The 19,732-nt window shown below is 69.6% G+C and carries 17 protein-coding genes and 1 pseudogene; 11 read left to right on the forward strand and 7 right to left on the reverse strand.

The annotated features are described in order from the left end of the window. Positions 1 to 5: 5 nt before the first annotated feature. Positions 6 to 1,187, reverse strand: a complete 1,182-nt coding sequence (tgt, locus tag OOT46_RS19340; RefSeq protein WP_265405269.1) for a tRNA guanosine(34) transglycosylase Tgt — start codon at positions 1,185 to 1,187, stop codon at positions 6 to 8. Positions 1,188 to 1,454: 267 nt separating this feature from the next. Continuing rightward, positions 1,455 to 2,492, reverse strand: coding sequence for a tRNA preQ1(34) S-adenosylmethionine ribosyltransferase-isomerase QueA (gene queA / locus OOT46_RS19345; protein ID WP_265405270.1), 1,038 nt, complete (start codon positions 2,490 to 2,492; stop codon positions 1,455 to 1,457). A gap of 64 nt (positions 2,493 to 2,556) precedes the next feature. Between queA and recG the strand changes: the two genes are divergently transcribed. From recG to OOT46_RS30985, 6 genes and pseudogenes are all read left to right on the forward strand, one after another. Continuing rightward, the gene (recG, locus tag OOT46_RS19350; protein ID WP_265405271.1) at positions 2,557 to 4,668 is read left to right on the forward strand and encodes an ATP-dependent DNA helicase RecG; all 2,112 of its coding nucleotides are present in this window, start codon (positions 2,557 to 2,559) and stop codon (positions 4,666 to 4,668) included. 183 nt (positions 4,669 to 4,851) lie between these two features. Beyond that, positions 4,852 to 5,772, forward strand: coding sequence for a LysR substrate-binding domain-containing protein (locus OOT46_RS19355; protein WP_265405272.1), 921 nt, complete (start codon positions 4,852 to 4,854; stop codon positions 5,770 to 5,772). A gap of 42 nt (positions 5,773 to 5,814) precedes the next feature. Beyond that, positions 5,815 to 6,327: a Dps family protein gene (locus OOT46_RS19360; RefSeq protein ID WP_265405273.1), complete on the forward strand. Its 513-nt coding sequence runs from the start codon at positions 5,815 to 5,817 to the stop codon at positions 6,325 to 6,327. A gap of 214 nt (positions 6,328 to 6,541) precedes the next feature. Next, positions 6,542 to 7,954 (forward strand): reverse transcriptase family protein, encoded by a 1,413-nt coding sequence (locus OOT46_RS19365; protein WP_265405274.1) that lies wholly within the window; start codon positions 6,542 to 6,544, stop codon positions 7,952 to 7,954. A gap of 31 nt (positions 7,955 to 7,985) precedes the next feature. Next, a complete protein-coding gene (gene ubiA, locus OOT46_RS19370) occupies positions 7,986 to 8,861 on the forward strand; it encodes a 4-hydroxybenzoate octaprenyltransferase (protein ID WP_265405275.1) in 876 nt (291 codons plus the stop codon). A gap of 300 nt (positions 8,862 to 9,161) precedes the next feature. Then, positions 9,162 to 9,254 (forward strand): annotated as a pseudogene (locus OOT46_RS30985) (PEP-CTERM sorting domain-containing protein); the annotation flags it as partial. Positions 9,255 to 9,269: 15 nt separating this feature from the next. Here the strand turns inward: OOT46_RS30985 and proC are convergent. Both proC and OOT46_RS19385 read right to left on the reverse strand, forming a co-directional pair. Further along, positions 9,270 to 10,088, reverse strand: a complete 819-nt coding sequence (gene proC, locus OOT46_RS19380) for a pyrroline-5-carboxylate reductase (RefSeq protein ID WP_265405277.1) — start codon at positions 10,086 to 10,088, stop codon at positions 9,270 to 9,272. A 47-nt stretch (positions 10,089 to 10,135) separates the two neighbouring features. Beyond that, the gene (locus OOT46_RS19385; RefSeq protein ID WP_265405278.1) at positions 10,136 to 13,147 is read right to left on the reverse strand and encodes an L-glutamate gamma-semialdehyde dehydrogenase; all 3,012 of its coding nucleotides are present in this window, start codon (positions 13,145 to 13,147) and stop codon (positions 10,136 to 10,138) included. A 97-nt stretch (positions 13,148 to 13,244) separates the two neighbouring features. Between OOT46_RS19385 and OOT46_RS19390 the strand changes: the two genes are divergently transcribed. Continuing rightward, positions 13,245 to 13,727 (forward strand): Lrp/AsnC ligand binding domain-containing protein, encoded by a 483-nt coding sequence (locus OOT46_RS19390; RefSeq protein ID WP_265405279.1) that lies wholly within the window; start codon positions 13,245 to 13,247, stop codon positions 13,725 to 13,727. A 14-nt stretch (positions 13,728 to 13,741) separates the two neighbouring features. On the opposite strand, the gene OOT46_RS19395 is transcribed toward OOT46_RS19390, so the two are convergent. Next, positions 13,742 to 14,443, reverse strand: a complete 702-nt coding sequence (locus OOT46_RS19395; RefSeq protein WP_265405280.1) for a YggS family pyridoxal phosphate-dependent enzyme — start codon at positions 14,441 to 14,443, stop codon at positions 13,742 to 13,744. Positions 14,444 to 14,496: 53 nt separating this feature from the next. Between OOT46_RS19395 and OOT46_RS19400 the strand changes: the two genes are divergently transcribed. From OOT46_RS19400 to OOT46_RS19415, 4 genes are all read left to right on the forward strand, one after another. Next, entirely contained in the window at positions 14,497 to 15,540 is a 1,044-nt protein-coding gene (locus tag OOT46_RS19400; protein WP_265405281.1) for a type IV pilus twitching motility protein PilT, read from the forward strand. Positions 15,541 to 15,580: 40 nt separating this feature from the next. Beyond that, positions 15,581 to 16,249, forward strand: a complete 669-nt coding sequence (locus OOT46_RS19405; protein WP_265405282.1) for a cyclic nucleotide-binding domain-containing protein — start codon at positions 15,581 to 15,583, stop codon at positions 16,247 to 16,249. 69 nt (positions 16,250 to 16,318) lie between these two features. After that, positions 16,319 to 17,455 carry a PilT/PilU family type 4a pilus ATPase gene (locus tag OOT46_RS19410; RefSeq protein WP_265405283.1) on the forward strand — a complete coding sequence of 379 codons (1,137 nt, stop codon included), beginning with the start codon at positions 16,319 to 16,321 and terminating at the stop codon, positions 17,453 to 17,455. Position 17,456: 1 nt separating this feature from the next. Further along, the gene (locus OOT46_RS19415; protein WP_265405284.1) at positions 17,457 to 18,347 is read left to right on the forward strand and encodes an NAD(P)-dependent oxidoreductase; all 891 of its coding nucleotides are present in this window, start codon (positions 17,457 to 17,459) and stop codon (positions 18,345 to 18,347) included. A 48-nt stretch (positions 18,348 to 18,395) separates the two neighbouring features. Here OOT46_RS19415 and OOT46_RS19420 read toward each other — a convergent pair whose 3' ends face one another. After that, complete coding sequence (locus OOT46_RS19420) at positions 18,396 to 19,076, reverse strand: BON domain-containing protein (protein WP_265405285.1); 681 nt, start codon at positions 19,074 to 19,076, stop codon at positions 18,396 to 18,398. Continuing rightward, positions 19,076 to 19,669, reverse strand: coding sequence for a phosphoheptose isomerase (locus tag OOT46_RS19425; protein WP_265405286.1), 594 nt, complete (start codon positions 19,667 to 19,669; stop codon positions 19,076 to 19,078). The genes OOT46_RS19420 and OOT46_RS19425 overlap by 1 nt, the downstream gene beginning before the upstream one ends. Positions 19,670 to 19,732 lie beyond the last annotated feature (63 nt).

Here is a 19,732-nt window from a genome sequence, read left to right on the forward strand (position 1 = left end):
AAGAGCTAGACGCCGCGGGCGCGGTCCGCGGCGAACTGCCGGCGCCAGCTGTCGAAGCGGCCGGCGTCCAGTGCCTCGCGCACCTCGCGCATCAGGTTCAGGTAGTAGTGCAAGTTGTGGATGCTGGTCAGCATCGGCCCCAGCATCTCGCCGCAGCGGTCCAGGTGGTGCAGGTAGGCACGGCTGAAGGTGCTGCAGGTGTGGCAACTGCAGCTCTCGTCCACCGGGCGCTGGTCGGTCTTGTAGCGGGCGTTGCGCAGCCGCAGGTCGCCGAAGCGCGTGAACAGGTGCCCGTTGCGGGCGTTGCGGGTCGGCATCACGCAGTCGAACATGTCGATGCCGTTGGCGACGCCGTCGACCAGGTCCTCGGGCGTGCCCACGCCCATCAGGTAGTGCGGCTTGTGGGCCGGCAGGCGTGGGCCGATGTGCTCGAGCACCCGCATCATCTCGGCCTTGGGCTCGCCGACGCTGAGGCCGCCGACCGCGAGGCCGGGGAAGTCGAGCGCTTCGAGCCCGGCCAGCGACTCGTCCCGCAGCTGCGTGTACATGCCGCCCTGCACGATGCCGAACAGCGCGTTCGGGTTCTGCAGCTTGTCGAACTCGACCTGGCAGCGCCTGGCCCAGCGCAGGCTCAGCTCCATCGAGTAGCGCGCTTCCTTCTCGGTGGTGAGGTGGCCGGTCGCCTTGTCGCCCATGATGTAGGGCGTGCACTCGTCGAACTGCATGACGATGTCGCTGTTGAGCACACGCTGGATCTGCATGCTCACCTCGGGCGTCAGGAACAGCTTGTCGCCATTGACCGGCGAGGCGAACTTGACGCCCTCTTCGCTGATCTTGCGCATGTCGCCCAGGCTCCAGACCTGGAAGCCGCCGCTGTCGGTCAGGATGGGTTGGCTCCAGCCCTCGAAGCGGTGCAGCCCGCCGAACTGCTGCAGCACGTCCAGCCCGGGGCGCAGCCAAAGGTGGAAGGTGTTACCGAGGATGATCTGCGCGCCCATCTCTTCCAGCGAGCGCGGCATGACGCCCTTGACCGTGCCATAGGTGCCCACCGGCATGAAGATCGGCGTCTCGACCACGCCGTGGTTCAAGGTGAGGCGGCCGCGCCGGGCCAGGCCCTCGGTCTTCAGGACTTCGAAGTGGAGGCCGCGGGAGAGGGGGGCGGGAGTGGACGGGAGCGTCTGAGGCATGGCGAGTATCAGGAAAAGGATGGCCGCGCAGGGCTCTTGTAAAGCTGCCGCGGGACGGCTAGTCTACCGGGCGCTGTCTTGTCGAAAAATTGATGAAGACCGCGCGAAGCGGAGCAGGGAGATACCATGTCCTCCACCGAAAAACCGAATGGCCCGGGTTCAGCGCCTCGCAGCGCGGAGTTCCAAGCGCAGCTCAAAGCTGCGCGCGAGATCATGAAACGTCGCTGGGCAGTGTTGAGAGCCTTGGCCAGGTGACGAAGCCCACGCTCAACACGCCCGCGCCAGCAGCATCGCATCCCCATAGCTGAAAAACCGGTAGCGCTCTTCGATTGCGTGCCGGTAGAGCTCCATCACCCGCTCATACCCGGCAAAGGCACTGACCAGCATCATCAGCGTGCTCTTGGGCAGGTGGAAGTTGGTCAGCAGCCGATCCACCACCTGGAACTGAAAGCCCGGGGTGATGAAGATGTCGGTCTCGCGCGCGCCCGCGGTCAACGTGCCGCCCAGAGCGGCCGACTCCAACGCACGCAAGGTGGTCGTGCCGACGGCGACCACCCGGGCGCCGTCGCGGCGCACCTGCTCGCTGGCCGCGACGGTGGCCTGCGGCACCTCAAACCACTCGCTGTGCATCTTGTGCTCCGCGAGGTTTTCGGTGCGCACCGGCTGGAAGGTGCCGGCGCCGACATGCAGCGTCACATTCGCGGTGCCCACGCCGCGCTCGCGCAACGCCGCCAGCACGCCCTCGTCGAAGTGCAGCGCTGCGGTCGGGGCCGCGACCGCGCCCGGCTTGTCGGCGAACACCGTCTGGTAGCGCCGTTCGTCCTCGCTGCTGTCCTCGTGCGTGATGTAGGGCGGCAGCGGCACGTGGCCGTGGCGCTCCAGCAGCGCCAGCGGCTCCTCCGGAAAACGCAGGTGGAACAGGCCGCCGTCCGGGCCGCCGCGGCCCAGCACCTCGGCATCGAAGGCCTCGGCGAAACGCACCGTGCTGCCCGGCTTGGGCGACTTGCTGGCGCGCAGATGGGCCAGCACCTCGTGGCCCGGCAGTACGCGCTCGACCAGCGCCTCGACATGCCCGCCGCTGGCCTTGGCGCCGTGCAGCCTGGCCTTGATCACGCGGGTGTCGTTGAAGACCAGCAGGTCGCCCGGCTCCAGCAGGCCGGGCAGCTCGCGGAAGACCCGGTCCACCGGGGCGCGACCGCGGCCGTCGAGCAGCCGCGAGGCGCTGCGTTCGGCGGCGGGGTGCTGGGCGATGAGTTCGGGAGGCAGCGCGAAGTCGAAGTCGCTCAGGGTGTAGGCGCGAGACATCTTGGAACGAGGGCCGGACAGACCCGTGCCGCAGGTGAAAAAAGCAAAGGCAGAATTGTCGCCTATGCCCCCGGTCGCCGCTTCCAGCCCCGTTCCGCCGTCCGCACCGCCCGCCTCCGCGCCGAAGCGGGAGAAATCGGCGCCGCAGAAGGCGCTGGAGAAGATGGGCCTGGAGCGTGATATCGACCTGGCCTTGCACCTGCCGCTGCGCTACGAGGACGAGACCCGCATCACGCGACTGCGCGATGCGCGCCACGGCCAGGCCGTGCAGGTCGAGGGGGTCGTGTCCGACAGCCAGGTCACACTGCGTCCGCGCCGCCAGCTCGTCGTGACGCTGGACGATGGCAGCGACACCGTCCAGCTGCGCTTCTTCAGCTTCTACCCGGCCCACCAGAAGACGCTCTCGGCCGGCCAGCGTGTGCGTGTGAGGGGCGAGCTGCGCGGCGGCTTCCTGGGGCGCGAGATGGTGCACCCCAGCTTCAAGGCGGTCGATGAAGACACCCCGCTGGCCGCCTCGCTGACCCCGGTCTACCCGACCTCGGCCAACCTGCCGCAGAACTACCTGCGCAAGGCCGTCGCCTCGGGGCTGGCGCGCGCGCGGCTCGACGAGATCCTGCCCGAGGCGGTGCTGCCGCCGGGGCTGCCCAGCCTGCACGAGGCGCTGCACTTCCTGCACCACCCGCCGCCGGCCACACCCGTGCTGACGCTCGAGGACCGCAGCCACCCCGCCTGGCAGCGCCTGAAGTTCGAGGAGCTGCTGGCCCAGCAGCTCTCGCAGCTGCAGGCGCAGCGCGAGCGCGCGCTGCTGCGGGCGCCGGCGCTGCCGCTGGAGCGCGGCGGCCTGCACGAACGGCTGCTCGCCGCCTTGCCGTTCCGGCTCACCGACGCGCAGCGCCGCGTCGTCGAGGAGATCGCGCGCGACCTGCAGCGGCCCCAGCCGATGCACCGCCTGCTGCAGGGCGACGTCGGCTCGGGCAAGACGGTGGTCGCCGCGATGGCGGCCGCCGTCGCGATCGGCGCCGGCTGGCAGTGCGCGCTGATGGCACCTACCGAGATCCTGGCCGAGCAGCATTTCCGCAAGCTGGTCGGCTGGCTGGAGCCGCTGGGCATCGTCATCGCCTGGCTGACCGGGAGCCAGAAGGGCAAGGCGCGCCGCGAAATGATCGCCCGGGTGGCCGACGGCGAGGCGCAGCTGGTCGTGGGCACCCACGCGGTGATCCAGGACCAGGTCGAGTTCGCGCGCCTGGGGCTGGCGGTCATCGACGAGCAGCACCGCTTCGGGGTGGCCCAGCGCCTCGCGCTGCGCAGCAAGATGAAGCCCGGCCCCGGCCTGGCCGAGGGCGACGCGGGCCTGGAGCCGCACCTGCTGATGATGAGCGCCACGCCGATCCCGCGCACCCTGGCGATGACCTACTACGCCGACCTCGACGTCTCGACCATCGACGAGCTGCCGCCGGGTCGCACGCCCATCGTCACCAAGGTGTTCTCCGACGCCAAGCGCGAGATGGTCGTCGCCCGCATCCGCGACGAGGTGGCCCAGGGCCGCCAGGTCTACTGGGTCTGCCCGCTGATCGAGGAGTCGGAGAAGCTGGACCTGCAGAACGCCACCGCGACCCACGAGCAGCTCAGCCAGGCGCTGCCCGGCTGCATGGTGGGGCTGCTGCACGGCCGCATGCCGGCGGCCGAGAAGGCAGCGGTGATGTCGCTGTTTTCGGGCGGCCAGATGGCGGTGCTGGTGGCGACCACCGTGATCGAGGTCGGCGTCGACGTGCCCAATGCCAGCCTGATGGTGATCGAGCATGCCGAGCGTTTCGGGCTCAGCCAGCTGCACCAGCTGCGCGGGCGGGTCGGGCGGGGCGCGGTCGCGAGCGTCTGCGTGCTGCTCTACACCTCACCCCTGTCGGACAGCGGCAAGTCGCGCCTGAAGGCCATGGCCGAGACCCACGACGGCTTCGAGATCGCCCGGCGCGACCTGGAGATCCGCGGCCCGGGCGAATTCCTTGGCGCCCGCCAGTCCGGCGCGCCGCTGCTGCGCTTCGCCAACCTGGAGGAGGACATCGGGCTGGTCCGGCAGGCCCGGCGCGCTGCCGCCGAGCTGCTGGACGACCACCCCGGCATCGCCGCCGCCCACGTGGCTCGCTGGCTGGGCGGCAAGGCCGAGTACCTGAAGGCCTGACCGCGTGGCCCGGTGCCTGCCACAGGCCGGCGCTCCCCGCCCTGGGCGCCCGGCAAGGCCGAGGTGCGCCGAAGGGCAATTGCCCGGCATACCGGTCAAGGCGCAACGGGCGCACAATCGGATGACGGCTGCGATAGTTTTTTGCTTAAATGCCAGGAGCAGCCGCTGTACCGGAGACTCTCGATGACCTTGACCGAACTGCGCTATATCGTGGCCGTGGCCCGTGAGAGGCATTTCGGCCGCGCCGCCGAAGCCTGTTTCGTCTCGCAGCCCACGCTGAGCGTCGCGATCAAGAAGCTCGAGGACGAGCTCGACGTCAAGATCTTCGAGCGCGGCGCCAGCGAGGTCAGCGTCACCCCGCTGGGCGAGGACATCGTGCGCCAGGCCCAGGCGGTGCTGGACGAGGCGGCGGCGATCAAGGAGATCGCCAAGCGCGGCAAGGACCCGCTGGCCGGCCCGCTGCGGCTGGGCATCATCTACACCATCGGCCCCTACCTGCTGCCCGGCCTGGTGAAACAGGCGATCGAGCAGGTGCCGCAGATGCCGCTGATGCTGCAGGAGAACTTCACCGTCAAGCTGCTGGAGATGCTGCGCACCGGCGAACTCGACTGCGCCATCATGGCCGAGCCGTTTCCGGACACCGGGCTCGCGATCGCGCCGCTCTACGACGAACCCTTCGTGGTCGCCGTGCCGCGCCACCACGCGCTGGCGCGGCGCGAGAACGTGAGTTCCGAGGAGGTCAAGCGCGAGACCATGCTGCTACTGGGCACCGGGCACTGCTTCCGCGACCACGTGCTGGAGGTCTGCCCCGAGTTCGCGCGCTTCTCCAGCGATGCCGAGGGCATCCGCAAGAGCTTCGAGGGCTCCTCGCTGGAGACCATCAAGCACATGGTGGCCTCGGGCATGGGCATCACCGTGGTGCCGCAGCTCAGCGTGCCGCGCGAGCCGCAGCAGCACGTCGCCTACATCCCCTTCCGCGACCCGGTGCCGACGCGCCGCGTGGTGCTGGTCTGGCGCCGCACCTTCACCCGCTACGAAGCCATTGCCGCGCTGCGCAACGCGATCTACGCCTGCGAGCTGCAGGGCGTGCAGAAACTGTCCTGAGCCGCCCGGGCGCGGCTTTTCCCTCAACCGGAGTGTTCATCCATGGCAAAAAACAAGCTGAAGACCAAGGCCACCGGCGTGCTGCCGGTCAACATCGGCATCGGCGAGGAAGACCGAGCCGCCATCGCGGCGGGCCTGAACAAGCTGCTGGCCGACACCTTCACGCTCTACCTGACGACCCACAACTTCCACTGGAACGTCACCGGGCCCATGTTCAACACCCTGCACACCATGTTCATGGCGCAGTACACCGAGCTGTGGAACGCGGTCGACCCGATTGCCGAGCGCATCCGCGCGCTGGGCCATCCGGCCTCTGGCTCCTACAAGGACTACGAGTCGCTGACCACCTTGTCCGACGTGCCGACCCAGCCGCCCAAGGCCGACGAGATGATCCGCATCCTGGTGCAGGGCCACGAAGGCGTCGCGCGCACCGCGCGCGGCCTGTTCCCGCTGGTCGACAAGGCCTCCGACGAACCCTCGGCCGACCTGCTGACCCAGCGGCTGGACGTGCACGAGAAGACCGCCTGGATGCTGCGCAGCCTGCTCGAGGAGTGAGCGCGCCGGTGGCGCCCGCTATGATGCCGCCGCGGCCGCCCGCCAAGGGTTCGAGCGTGGTGTGTTCCGGCAGACCGCGCGCCCTGGGGTATCCCCAGGGTGAGGTTCAGCAGTTGTCCCACCGGGGCATGTGGCCCGGGGCCCGCCGGGCCCGACCCCGCATGCGTCACCGGCAGGTTGGCGGGCGGACCGCACCAACGAGCGAGCTGCGGCCTTGAAACGCGGCCCGCGCTACCTGGCCGCGCGCGGCATCGCGCGCACCGTGCTGGCCGGCGCCGTCGACGCCCCTGCCTTGCGCGCCCGCCTCGCGGCCTGCCTGGTGGTCCCGGCCGGCTGGCGCGACGATCTGGCCCGGCGGCTGGCCGCCTGGCCGCCTTACCGCTGGCGGCAGCACGATCTCGACTCGCTCACCGAGTGGCTGCTTCACGATGCCCGCTTCGGCGAAGCGTGGCAGGTGCATCGACCGCCGGTGGTGCGCCGCTACATCCTGCGTCCGGTGTACGCGATGCGCCCGGCGCCACTGGGCCTGCACGAGCAGGCGTTCGTGCCGCTGGCGACGCCCGGCGATCTGGCCGCCTGGCTGGGCCTCGCGAACGCCGGGCTGTGGCGCCTGGTCCTGCCCGCCGCCTGGCAGCGCCGCCGCCCGCTCGGCGAGCAGCACTACCGTTTCCTCCAGATCCCCAAGCCGAGCGGCGGGGTGCGCCTGATCGAGGCACCCGAGCCCTATCTGAAGGGGCTGCAACGCCGGCTGCTCGATGGCCTGCTGAGCCGTGTGCCGGTGCACGACGCGGTGCACGGCTATGTCGCGGGCCGTTCAGTGGTGAGCCACGCGGCCGCCCATGCGGGCCGCGAGGTGGTGCTGCGCTTCGACCTGCAGGACTTTTTCAACAGCGTGCCGGCCTCGCGTGTGCATGCCCTGTGGCGCACCCTGGGCTACCCGCTGCCGGTGGTGCGCTGCCTGACGGCGCTGTGCACGGTCGCGACCCCCGAGGTCGTGCTGCAGCGGCTGCGCGAGGACGGCGGCTGGGACTGGGCCCAGGCCCAGCGGCGGCGCGACGCGCACCTGCCCCAGGGCGCGCCCACCTCTGCGGCCCTGGCCAACCTCTGCGCCTTCGGACTGGACCTGCGGCTGGCGGCGCTGGCCGAGTCCTTCGGCGCCCGCTACACCCGCTATGCCGACGACCTGGTGATCTCGGGCGATACCGAGCTGCGCCGGCAGGCCGCGCGGATCGAGCCGCTGGTGGCCGCGATCGTGCGCGAAGAGGGCTTCAGGCTCAACCATCGCAAGACCTTCGTGGCCCCCGCTCGGGGGCAGCAGCGTGTCTGCGGCATCGTCGTCAACGAGCGGCCCAACCTGCCGCGCGAGGCCTTCGACCGGCTCAAGGCCAGCCTGCACCGCTGCGTCGTGCACGGCCCGTCGGCCCTGCAGCTGCCGCAGGAACTGACGCAGCCGCGGGCCTCAGCCCTCGCGGAGGGTCGCTCGCCGTACCCGGAAAGCGCGGTGCTCTCCGACGCTGGCAACGTGCGCGAGCACCTGCGGGGGCGCATCGCCTGGGTGGCGCAGCTCAATCCCGCCAAGGCGTCCCGGCTGATGCGGCTGTACGAGCAGATCGACTGGACCCGCTGAAGCCGGCCGCAGTGACGAATAAACTGGCGGGATGACCGCCCTGCAAGCCAAGCCGCCGAAGTTCCCCCTCTACCTGCAGTTGATCCGCTGGGACAAACCGGTCGGCAGCCTGCTGCTGCTGTGGCCGACGCTGGCGGCGCTGTGGATCGCCGCCGGCGGCTTCCCCGGCTGGCATCTGCTGGCGGTGTTCACCCTGGGCACCTTCCTGATGCGCTCGGCCGGCTGCGCCGTCAACGACGTGGCCGACCGCGACTTCGACCGCCACGTCAAGCGCACCGCCCAGCGCCCCGTCACCAGCGGCGCCGTGAGCCCGCGCGAGGCCCTCGCGGTCGGGGCGGCACTGGCCCTGGTGGCCTTCGCGCTGGTGCTGACGACCCGCCGCGCCGCCATCCTGTGGTCCTTCGCCGCGCTGGCCGTGACCCTGCTCTATCCCTTCACCAAGCGCTTCTTCTCGATGCCCCAGGCGGTGCTCGGGGTGGCTTTCAGCTTCGGCATCCCGATGGCCTTCGCGGCGGTCCAGGGGGAGGTGCCGCCGCTGGCCTGGCTGCTGCTGCTCGGCAACCTGTTCTGGGTGGTGGCCTACGACACCGAGTACGCGATGGTGGACCGCGACGACGACCTCAAGATCGGCATCCGCACCTCGGCCATCACCTTCGGCCGCTTCGACGTCGCGGCGGTCATGGCGCTTTATGCCGGCTACCTCGTGGTCTGGGGCTGGATCGGCTGGCGGCTGCAGCTGGGCTGGCCGTATGCGCTCGGCATCGCGGTCGCCGCGGCCCAGGTGGCCTGGCACTACACCCTGATCCGCGGGCGCAGTCGCGAGGCCTGCTTCCGGGCCTTTCGCGAGAACCACTGGGTTGGCCTCGCGATCTGCGCCGGCGTCATCGTCGGCATGGCGGTGCGCTGAAACCCATGCACCCCCCTGTGGCGTTCGCACCAGCCCTGCTCCATCCTCGTAGAGTTTCGTTTCGAGCCCTTGCTGCCACGAGCTTGAATGGCCGGATTCGAGGCGCGCGAACAGGCGGATCCGCCAACAATCCGCTTCCCTTTGGTGAAAGATCGACTGGCACAGCCCTTGCGGTAGCCGCCTGCCCTCAACTTGCTCCAGGAGCGGAAGATGAAGTTGCTACACGTGCTCAAGCATGGGATGGTGGCTGTCGGGTGTGCAACGGCAGGGACTGCGGCCCTGGCTGGCCTGTACACGCTGGTGTCCTCGGTGCCCGAGCCCGAGACCTACGCCCTGCTGCTGGCCGGGCTGATGATCATGCTGGTGCTCAACCGCCGCCGTTTCGGCGACTGAGCGCACGACAAGGCACTAGCGGCCGAACTCGTCGCCCAGCTCGCGGGCGCGCTGCTGCGCCGCCTGCATCGCCCGCACGAAGGCCGTCTTGATGCCATCGCGCTCCATCGCGCTCAAGGCGGCGTAGGTGGTGCCGCCCTTGGACGTCACGCGCTCCCGCAAGACCTGTGGCGGCTCGCTGGATCGCTGCGCCAGTTCGGTGGCGCCGGCGAAGGTCGCCAGGGCCAGCTGCTTGCCCTGCTCGGCGCTCAGGCCCATGGCCTCGGCGGCGTCGACCATCGCTTCGACGAAGTAGAAGACATAGGCCGGGCCCGAGCCCGACAGCGCGGTCACCGCGTCGAGGTCGGCTTCCCGATCGACCCAGACCGAGGCCCCGGTCGGCTTGAGCAGGGCGACCACGCGCTCTCGCTCCTCCGCGCTGACCCCGGGCCGCGCGTACAGCCCGGCGATGCCGCGGCCGATCAGCGCCGGCGTGTTGGGCATGCTGCGCACCACCCGCTCGCTGCCGGTGGCCCGGGCGATCGCGTCGCTGCCGATGCCGGCCATCACGCTCAGCTGCAGCGCGCCGCCGACAAAGGCCGCGCACGGTGCGGCCGCGGCCGTGAAGAGCTGCGGCTTGACGGCCCACACCACGGTGGCGGTCCCTGCCAGCGTTTCGCCCGGCGCGGCCAGCGCGGCCACGCCGTGCTCGGCGGCCAGGCGTTCGCGCTGTTCGGCGCTGGGCTCGACCACGATCAGGTGCTCGGCCGGGCGGCCGCTGCTGCGCAGGCCCCCGATGATGGCCGAGGCCATGTTGCCTCCGCCGATGAAGGCGATCTTGTCGGTGCTGTTCATGCCGGGTGTCCTGTCTCAGAACCAGCAGTGTACGGAAGCCCGTCGCCTCAGTGGCCGCCCGCCAGCAGCGAGGCATTGCCGCCGGCCGCCGCGGTGTTGATGGTCACGGTCTGCTCGGCGCAGAAGCGCGGCAGGTAGTTCGGGCCGCCGGCCTTGGGGCCGGTGCCGCTCTGGCCCTCGCCACCGAAGGGCTGCACGCCGACCACCGCGCCGATCATGTTGCGGTTGACGTAGACATTGCCGACGCGCGCCCGCTCGGCGATATGGCGGGCGCGCCCGTCGATGCGCGTCTGCACGCCCAGCGTCAGGCCATAGCCCAGCGCGTTGATCTGTTCCACCACGGCGTCCACCGTCGGCAGCTCGGCATGGCCCCAGCGCACCACGTGCAGCACCGGGCCGAAAATCTCCTGGCGCACGTCCGCGATGCGCGGCAGCTCGTAGGTCACCGGCGCGATGAAGTGGCCCTGCAGACCCGCCGGCACCGGCGTGCGGGCGACCCGGCGCGCCTCGCGGTCCAGCCGCTCCACCTGGCGCGTGATGTGGGCGTGCGCCTCGGCATCGATCACCGGTCCGACATCGGTGGCCCAGTCGGCGCTGTCGCCGACCCTCAGCTCCTGCATTGCGCCGCCCAGCATTTCCAGCAGGCCGTCCGCCACCCGCTCGTGCACACACAGCAGGCGCAGCGCCGAGCAGCGCTGGCCGGCCGAGCGGAAGGCGCTCTGCACCACCGCGTCGACCACCTGCTCGGGCAGCGCGGTCGAGTCCACCACCATCGCGTTGATGCCGCCGGTCTCGGCGATCAGCGGCACGATGGGGCCGTCCTTGTCGGCCAGCGCGCGCTGGATCAGCTTGGCCACCTGGGTCGAGCCGGTGAAGGCGATGCCGGCGCAGCGCGCATCGCGCACCAGCTGCGAGCCCACCGTCTCGCCGGGGCCGTGCAGCAGCACCAGCGCGTCCTCCGGCACGCCGGCACGGTGCAGCAGTTCGACGAAACGCAAGGCGACCGCCGGCGTCTGCTCGGCCGGCTTGGCCGCCACGGTGTTGCCGGCCACCAGCGCTGCCACCACCTGGCCGGCGAAGATCGCGAGCGGGAAGTTCCACGGGCTGATGCAGACGAACACGCCGCGGCCGCGCATGTGCAGCTGGTTGGACTCGCCGGTGGGTCCGGGCAAGGGCAGCGGCGACAGGCGCTGCTCGGCCTGCATGGCGTAGTAGCGGCAGAAATCGACCGCCTCGCGCACCTCCGAGATCGCGTCGGGCATCACCTTGTGGGCCTCGCGCACCAGCAGCCCGCAGAACTCGGCCATGCGGCCTTCGAGCGCGTCCGCGGCGCGCCGCAGCACGGCCGCACGCATCGCCACAGGCAAGGCGTCCCACTGCGGGTGGTGGGCGTGCAGGCGGCGCATTGCGACCTCGACGTCCTCGGGCCCGGCCCCGGCCACCTCCGGCACGCGCGTGTCGCGCAGCGCCCCGAACAACGGCTCGCGCTCGGTCGGCACGGCCAGGTCGGCGCCGCGCGAGTTGGGCCGCTCGGGGCCGTAGAGCTCCAGCGGCAGCGGCAGCGCCACGCGCGACTGCAGCTGCAGCGGCGAGACCAGCAGCGCGTCCAGGCCCACCGACTCATCGGCGAGCTGGTGCACGAAGGAGGAGTTGGCGCCGTTTTCCAGCAGGCGCCGCACCAGGTAGGCCAGCAGGTCGCGGTGCTCGCCCACCGGCGCGTAGACGCGCAGGGTGAGGGGCTCGCGCCTGAGCACCTCGCGGTACAGGCTCTCGCCCATGCCGTGCAGGCGCTGCATCTCGAAGGGCACAGGGCGCTGCCGCGCCAGGCCCAGAATGGCTGCGATGGTGCCGGCGTTGTGGGTCGCGAACTGCGGGTAGATCGACGGCGCGTGCTCCAGCAGCGCCTGGGCGCAGGCGAGGTAGGCGAGGTCGGTGTGCGACTTGTCGGTGAAGACCGGGTAGCCCTGCAGGCCCATCTCCTGGGCGCGCTTGATCTCGCCGTCCCAGTAGGCGCCCTTGACCAGCCGCACCATCAGGCGCAGGCCGTGCTCGCGGCCGATGCGCGCGACCTCGTGCACCACCTCCAGTGAACGTGTCTGATAGGCCTGCACCGCCAGGCCGAAACCCTGCCACTGCGGATGCTGCTGGCCAATGCGCGCGGCCAGCGCCTCGAAGACGTCCAGCGAGAGCTCGAGCCGGTCGCTTTCCTCGGCGTCGATGGTGAGGTTGAGATCGGCCGCCGCGGCCAGCTCGATCAGCGACCACACACGTGGCAACAGGGTCGCGAAGACGCGCTCGCGCTGCGCCTCCTCGTAGCGCGAGAACAGCGCGCTGAGCTTGATCGAGATGCCGTCGCTGCTTTCAGGGCGCGCCCCGGCCGGGCGCGCCCGCGTGATCTGCTCGATGGCGTGGCGGTAGGAGGCCAGGTAGCGCTCGGCATCCGCCTCGGTGCGGGCGCCTTCGCCCAGCATGTCGAAGCTGAAGCACAGCGTGGGCTGCTCCTTGCGCTGTGCCTGGGCTTCCTTCTGTGCCTCCTGGATGTTGCGGCCCAGCACGAACTGCCGGCCCAGCAGTTGCAGGGCTCGCACGGCCGCCGCCACCACGGTCTGCGAACCCAGGCGCTGCAGCATGCCGGGTGGCTTCTGCGCGTCGCTGGGCAGGATCTTCTTGGTCAGTCCGATGACGCTGGCCGACAGGCTGGACAGCATCGGATGGGCACCGCCGCCGGCCGACTCGAAGTCGGCCCGGCCCAGCTGGTCGGCCGTCAGCGCCATCGCGGTCTCGGCGTCCGGCACCCGCAGCAGGGCCTCGGCGAGTCGCATGAGTGCTAGACCTTCCGTGGTCGACAGCGGATATTCCTTCAGCAGCGACTCCATCGCCCAGAACGGCGCCGGCCGCTCGCGCACCGCCTGCACCCAGGGGCCGGCGGTGGCTTTCACCGCGTCCCAGGGGAGATGCACGCGAGTGAGCAGCGACTTCACGACCTCGGCCTCGGGGCGGTCGGGCGCCGGCAGGCGCATGGCAGGGGCGGGGACAGTGAAGCGGGCAGGGGTGGACATCGTCTATGCCTCAGGGTTTTGCATAACTTGCTAGGTTATGAGCAAGCTACTAGCATCTTTCACCGATCGGAAGGTGTCTGGCAGAGGAAAATAAAGCATGAAAAACGGGTCGGTGGAGTTCAACGATCTCGACAAGATCGATCGCAAGATCCTGCGGGTGCTTCAGCAGGACGGGCGCATCGCCAACCTCAAGCTTGCGGAGGCGGTGCACCTCTCGCCCACGGCCGTGCTGGAGCGCGTCAAGCGCCTGACGCGGGAAGGCTACATCCTGGGCTACGAGGCACGCCTGAACCCGCTCAAGCTGAGCGCCAGCATGATGGTTTTCGTCGAGGTGGTGCTGGACCGCACCACGCCCGACGTGATGAACGCCTTCAAGGCCGCAGTGCAGACGCGGCCCGAGATCCTGGAATGCCACCTGGTCGCCGGCGGTTTCGACTACCTGATCAAGACCCGGGTGGCCGACATGCAGGCCTACCGCGAGCTGATCGGCTCGGTCATCTGGTCGCTGCCGGGCGTGCGCGAGACCCACACCTACGCGGTGATGGAAGAGGTGAAAAACACCAACCTGCTGCCCATCTGAGGGCAGCGCCCGCTTCAGGGCGCCGGCCGCGGCCGCGTGCCGAAGATCGCGGTCCCCACGCGCACCAGCGTCGCCCCTTCGAGCACCGCCGCATCCAGATCGGCGCTCATGCCCATGGACAGGGTGTCGACGGCCAGGCCCTCGGCCTGCAGGCCTTGCAGCAGCTCGCGCAGCGCGCGGTGCGGCCGGCGCTGTTCCTCCAAGGTGGCGGCCGGTTCGGGAATCGCCATCAGCCCGCGCAGCCGCAGCCGCGGCAAGGCTGCCACCGCGCGTGCCACGACGGGCACCTCGGTGGGCGCCAGGCCGCTCTTGCTGGCCTCGCCGCTGATGTTGACCTGCAGGCAGACCTGCAACGGCGGCAGGGCCTCCGGCCGCTGGGCCGACAGGCGCTCGGCAATCTTGAGCCGGTCGACCGAGTGCACCCAGTCGAAGTGCTCGGCCACGACACGGGTCTTGTTGCTCTGCAGTGGCCCGATCAGGTGCCATTCGAGCTGCTCGCGCTCCTCCGCCAGCGCCTGGATCTTCTCCAGCGCTTCCTGTACGTAGTTCTCGCCGAAGCGGTGCTGCCCGGCGTGCAAGGCTTCACGCACGGCCGTGGCGTCGAAGGTCTTGCTCACGGCCAGCAGCGTGACGCTTTGCACGTCGCGTCGGGCCTGCTCGCAGGCGGCCGCGATGCGCCCTTGGACTTGTTGTATGTTCGCTGCAATCGTCGCCATAATGGCGCGAGCTTAACCCTCCAACGCCGCCCCGCTCCACGCGCGTTTCCCCCATGGACATCACCCAGCTGCTGGCTTTTTCGGTCAAGAACAAAGCCTCCGACTTGCACCTCTCAGCCGGGTTGCCGCCGATGATCCGGGTGCACGGGGATGTGCGCCGCATCAATGTCGACCCGCTCGAGCACAAGCAGGTGCACGACATGGTGTACGACATCATGAACGACTCGCAGCGCAAGGCCTACGAGGAGACGCTGGAGTGCGACTTCTCCTTCGAGATCCAGGGGCTGGCGCGTTTCCGGGTCAATGCCTTCAACCAGAACCGGGGCGCCGGCGCGGTGTTCCGGACCATCCCGTCGAAGATCCTGACCCTGGAGCAGCTCAACGCGCCCAAGATCTTCGCCGAGCTGGCGCTCAAGCCGCGCGGCCTGGTGCTGGTCACCGGGCCCACCGGCTCGGGCAAGTCGACCACCCTGGCCGCCATGGTCAACCACCTCAACGAGAGCGAATACGGCCACGTGCTGACGGTGGAAGACCCGATCGAGTTCGTGCACGAATCGAAAAAGTGCCTGATCAACCAGCGTGAGGTCGGCCCGCACACGCTGAGCTTCAGCAACGCGCTGCGCTCGGCACTGCGTGAGGACCCGGACGCCATCCTGGTCGGCGAGATGCGCGACCTGGAGACCATCCGCCTGGCCCTGACGGCCGCCGAGACCGGCCACCTGGTGTTCGGCACCCTGCACACCTCCAGCGCCGCCAAGACCATCGACCGCGTGGTCGACGTCTTCCCGGCGGCCGAGAAGGACATGGTGCGCGCGATGCTGTCCGAGTCCGTGGTCGCGATCATTTCGCAGACCCTGTGCAAGCTCAAGGACGGCTCCGGCCGGGTCGCCGCCCACGAGGTCATGCTCGGCACCTCGGCGGTGCGCAACCTGATCCGCGAGAACAAGATCGCGCAGATGTACTCGGCCATCCAGACCGGCAACAGCATGGGCATGCAGACGCTGGACCAGAACCTCTCGGACCTCGTCAGGCGCAACGTGATCTCTCCGGCCGAGGCGCGTGCCAAGGCCAAGTTCCCCGAGAACTTCCCGGGCTGAGACGACACTGCCGCCTGCCGCCGCCGCACCCTCAGACGCCATGAAAAAGCTGATCGACAAACTCAAGGGGGCGCAGGCGCCCGGGGCCGACGAGCAGCAGGGTGGACAGCCGGGCGAAGAGGACGCGGGGGAGGACTCGCACTTCTTCACCACCATCTTCCAGGAACGTGCCGACGACACCCAGTCCGTCGCCAGCTGGCAGGCCCGCGCGCGCCAGGTCGGTGCCCAGCCCTTCGACCGGGCCGACGGCGCCGACCGCTTCTCCGCCCTTTGGGGTGTGGACCGTTATGTCGCGACGCTGGGCAAGCAGGAGCTCGACCGCATGAGCGAGTACCTGGACTTCGTCCAGGTCGACGCTGGCAAGGAAGTGATCGGCCAGGACGAGCAGGGCGACTACATGCTGATCGTGCTGGAAGGCAGCCTGGCGGTGGACCGCGTGCAGCCCTGGGGCGCCCGGGTGCGGCTGGCCGAGGCCCGGCCGGGCGACATGCTGGGCGAGATGTCGCTGCTCGATGCCGGCGCGCGTTTTTCCGCCTGCACCACGCTGACGCCCTGCGTGCTCGCGGTGGTCGACGCACAGGGCCTGGACGCCCTCATCATGCAGGAGCCGCGCCTCGGGCTGGCCCTGCTTGCGTCGCTGGCGCGGCGGCTGTCGCTGCGGCTGCGCCAGGTGAGTGCCCGGCTCAGCGCGGTGCTGTCGCGCAGCTGAGGCGCCGTTTCGTTTTCTCTCGACGTTCCCGAACCCTCCCGCTCTCGCTCTCCCCAACCGGACCGACGCATGGAAAGAGACCAGGCTTCCAAATTCATCAACGACCTGCTGCGCCTGATGGTCAGCCGCAACGGGTCGGACCTCTTCCTGACGGCCGAATTCCCGCCGGCGATCAAGGTCGACGGGCGCGTCACCAAGGTGTCGCCCCAGCCGCTCACGGGGCAGCACACCATGGCGCTGGCCCGCTCGATCATGAACGACAAGCAGGCGGCGGAGTTCGAGCGCACCAAGGAGTGCAACTTCGCCGTGGCGCCGCAGGGCGTCGGGCGCTTCCGCGTCAACGCCTTCGTGCAGCAGGGCCAGGTCGGGCTGGTGATGCGGGTGATCCCGCAGACCCTGCCCAACATCGATACGATGGGCCTGCCGCAGGTGCTCAAGGAGGTCACGATGACCAAGCGCGGTCTCGTGATCCTGGTCGGCGCGACCGGCTCGGGCAAGTCGACCACGCTGGCGGCGATGGTCGACTACCGCAACGAGAACTCGCACGGCCACATCATCACCATCGAGGACCCGGTGGAGTTCGTGCACCCGCACAAGAACTGCATCGTGACCCAGCGTGAGGTCGGCCTCGACACCGAGGGCTGGGGCCAGGCGTTGAAAAACACGCTGCGCCAGGCACCCGACGTGATCCTGATGGGCGAGATCCGCGACCGCGAGACCATGGAGCACGCGGTGGCGTTCGCCGAGACCGGCCACCTGTGCATGGCCACCTTGCACGCCAACAGCGCCAACCAGGCGCTGGACCGCATCATCAACTTCTTCCCCGAGGAGCGCCGCGCCCAGCTGCTGATGGACCTGTCGCTCAACCTCAAGTCCATGATCTCGCAGCGCCTGCTGCCGCGCCAGGAAGGCAAGGGCCGGGTGGCCGCGGTCGAGATCCTGCTGAACACGCCGCTGATCTCCGAGCTGATCTTCAAGGGCGAGGTCGCCGAGATCAAGGAGATCATGAAAAAGAGCCGCGAGCTGGGCATGCAGACCTTCGACCAGTCGCTGTTCGATCTCTATGAAGGCAATGCCGTCACCTACGAGGACGCGCTGCGCAATGCCGACTCGGTCAACGACCTGCGTCTGCAGATCAAACTCAACAGCCACCGTGCGCGCAGCTCCGACCTGGCCGCCGGGACCGAGCACCTGACCATCGTCTGACATGCAGAAAAAGAGCTACGACCCCATCGCGCCGCGCAAAGTCGCCTTTCTCGGCCTCGGGGTGATGGGCCATCCGATGGCCGGCCACCTGGCCCAGGCCGGCCACCGGGTGACGGTCTACAACCGCACCGCCGCCAAGGCCGAGCAGTGGGTGGAGCAGTACGGCGGCGCCTCGGCCGCCACACCGGCGCTGGCGGCTGCGGGCGCTGACATCGTGTTCGCCTGCGTCGGCAACGACGACGACCTGCGCAGCGTGGTGCTGGGGGGGCTGGGCGCCTTCGCCGGCATGCAAGCCGGCGCTGTTTTCGTCGACCACACCACCGCCTCGGCCGATGTCGCGCGCGAGCTGAGCGGCATCGCGGCCGGACGCGGCCTGCACTTCATCGACGCACCGGTGTCCGGGGGCAACCTGGGCGCCATCAACGGCGTGCTGACGGTGATGTGCGGCGGCGCGGCGGAGGCCTTTGCCCAGGTCCAGCCGGTGATGATGGCCTATGCCAAGGCCGTCACCCTGCTGGGCGGCAGCGGCGCCGGCCAGCTGGCCAAGATGGTCAACCAGATCTGCATTGCCGGACTGTTGCAGGGCCTCAGCGAAGCCATTGCCTTCGGCCAGCGCGCCGGGCTGGACATGGAGGCCGTGCTGGCCGTGATCGGCAAGGGCGCCGCGCAGAGCTGGCAGCTGGAGAACCGCGGGCCGACGATGGTGCAGGGCCGCTTCGATTTCGGCTTCGCGGTGGACTGGATGCGCAAGGACCTCGGCCTGTGCCTGGAGGAGGCGCGCCGCAACGGCGCCCGGTTGCCGGTAGCGGCGCTGGTCGACCAGTTTTATGCCGACGTGCAGCAGCAGGGCGGCGGGCGCTGGGACACCTCGAGCCTGATCAAGCGGCTCTGACGCGGGGCGCAAGAAAAAGCCGGCGCTGGTGCGCCGGCTTTTTTCGCCTCACTGGGCCGAGCCGCCTTGCGTCGAGCCCCCGTTGGCGTTGGGCGAGGTGCGGATGATGCCGGCCAGCTCGTCCTCGGTCAGGATCTCGAAGACCTTCACCACCTTCATCACGCCGCCGACGCTGCGTGCCAGCTCGGCGCCGCGGTTGGCTTCACGCTCGGTGACGCGGCCCATCAGGTAGACCGTGCCGCGCTCGGTGATGACCTTGAAGGCATTGGCCTGGATGTCGCGCGCGTCGACGAAGGTGGCCTTGACCTTGCCAGCCAGGATCACGTCGCTGGAGCGTGAGGTCAGCGAGCTTTTCTGCGTGACCGTGATCTCGTTGACGATGGAGCGCACGTTCTCGATGCGCGAGACCACCTGCTCGATCGCCTGCCGGTCCTGCTCGGTGGGCGCCTCGCCGGTCAGCAGCACCATGCGGTTGTAGCTGTTGGCGTTGATATGGGCGCGATCGCCGACCGCTTCGCGGATGCGGTTGACGGCCTTGAGCTCGATCGACTGGTCCTCGAGCTGCGTGCCCGAGGTGCGCCGGTCGATGGCGAGCATGGCACCGCCCAGCATCGCGCCGCCGACGATCAGCGGGGCACAGCCGGGCAGGCCGACGAGCAGCGTGGCCGCCGCGAGCGCGGTCAGCAGCGGGCGCTTGAAAGTCGACAGCGAGTAAACAGACGGGCTCATCAGTGGTCCTGCTCTCCGAGCAATTGGGTGTCGATGGCGTCGCACAGGCAGTGCAGCGCAAGGATGTGAACTTCCTGGATGCGGGCGGTGCGCTCGTGGGGCACGCAGATGTGCACATCGGTCTCGGCCAGCAGTTCGCGCATGCGGCCGCCGCCGCGGCCGGTCAGGGCTACCACGGTCATCTCCTTGTCGTGCGCCGCCTGCACCGCGGCCAGCACATTGGCCGAGTTGCCGCTGGTGGACAGTGCGATCAGCACGTCGCCGGGCTGGCCCAGCGCCTGCACCTGCTTGGAGAAGACCTGCGAGAAGTCATAGTCGTTGCCGACTGCAGTCAGGATGGAGGTGTCGGTGGTCAGCGCAATGGCGGCGAGGCCAGGGCGCTCGCGCTCGAAGCGGCCGACGAACTCGGCCGCGAAATGCTGCGCGTCGCTGGCCGAGCCGCCGTTGCCGCAGGCCAGCACCTTGCCGCCGGCCGTCAGGCAGCCCAGCACGGCCTGCACGGCATCGGCGATCGGCCGCGCCAGCAGATCGGCGGCCTGGTATTTCAGGTCGGCGCTTTCGAAAAACTGTTGTTGAATGCGTTGTTCCAGCATGGCTGCCGATGATAAGTCACCCGCGACAGATCGCCGGCGGTCGCCGGTGGTTCCGCAGTCCGC

It is taken from the genome of Aquabacterium sp. A7-Y (assembly GCF_026153205.1).
Lineage (GTDB): Bacteria > Pseudomonadota > Gammaproteobacteria > Burkholderiales > Burkholderiaceae_C > Caldimonas.

What these genes read in the sequence shown, in the direction of transcription:
- tgt (WP_265405269.1), bottom strand. Translation starts at nt 1,187, where the DNA reads ATGCCTCAGACGCTCCCGTCCACTCCCGCCCCCCTCTCCCGCGGCCTC.
- queA (WP_265405270.1), bottom strand. Translation starts at nt 2,492, where the DNA reads ATGTCTCGCGCCTACACCCTGAGCGACTTCGACTTCGCGCTGCCTCCC.
- recG (WP_265405271.1), top strand. Translation starts at nt 2,557, where the DNA reads ATGCCCCCGGTCGCCGCTTCCAGCCCCGTTCCGCCGTCCGCACCGCCC.
- OOT46_RS19355 (WP_265405272.1), top strand. Translation starts at nt 4,852, where the DNA reads ATGACCTTGACCGAACTGCGCTATATCGTGGCCGTGGCCCGTGAGAGG.
- OOT46_RS19360 (WP_265405273.1), top strand. Translation starts at nt 5,815, where the DNA reads ATGGCAAAAAACAAGCTGAAGACCAAGGCCACCGGCGTGCTGCCGGTC.
- ubiA (WP_265405275.1), top strand. Translation starts at nt 7,986, where the DNA reads ATGACCGCCCTGCAAGCCAAGCCGCCGAAGTTCCCCCTCTACCTGCAG.
- proC (WP_265405277.1), bottom strand. Translation starts at nt 10,088, where the DNA reads ATGAACAGCACCGACAAGATCGCCTTCATCGGCGGAGGCAACATGGCC.
- OOT46_RS19385 (WP_265405278.1), bottom strand. Translation starts at nt 13,147, where the DNA reads ATGTCCACCCCTGCCCGCTTCACTGTCCCCGCCCCTGCCATGCGCCTG.
- OOT46_RS19390 (WP_265405279.1), top strand. Translation starts at nt 13,245, where the DNA reads ATGAAAAACGGGTCGGTGGAGTTCAACGATCTCGACAAGATCGATCGC.
- OOT46_RS19395 (WP_265405280.1), bottom strand. Translation starts at nt 14,443, where the DNA reads ATGGCGACGATTGCAGCGAACATACAACAAGTCCAAGGGCGCATCGCG.
- OOT46_RS19400 (WP_265405281.1), top strand. Translation starts at nt 14,497, where the DNA reads ATGGACATCACCCAGCTGCTGGCTTTTTCGGTCAAGAACAAAGCCTCC.
- OOT46_RS19405 (WP_265405282.1), top strand. Translation starts at nt 15,581, where the DNA reads ATGAAAAAGCTGATCGACAAACTCAAGGGGGCGCAGGCGCCCGGGGCC.
- OOT46_RS19410 (WP_265405283.1), top strand. Translation starts at nt 16,319, where the DNA reads ATGGAAAGAGACCAGGCTTCCAAATTCATCAACGACCTGCTGCGCCTG.
- OOT46_RS19415 (WP_265405284.1), top strand. Translation starts at nt 17,457, where the DNA reads ATGCAGAAAAAGAGCTACGACCCCATCGCGCCGCGCAAAGTCGCCTTT.
- OOT46_RS19420 (WP_265405285.1), bottom strand. Translation starts at nt 19,076, where the DNA reads ATGAGCCCGTCTGTTTACTCGCTGTCGACTTTCAAGCGCCCGCTGCTG.
- OOT46_RS19425 (WP_265405286.1), bottom strand. Translation starts at nt 19,669, where the DNA reads ATGCTGGAACAACGCATTCAACAACAGTTTTTCGAAAGCGCCGACCTG.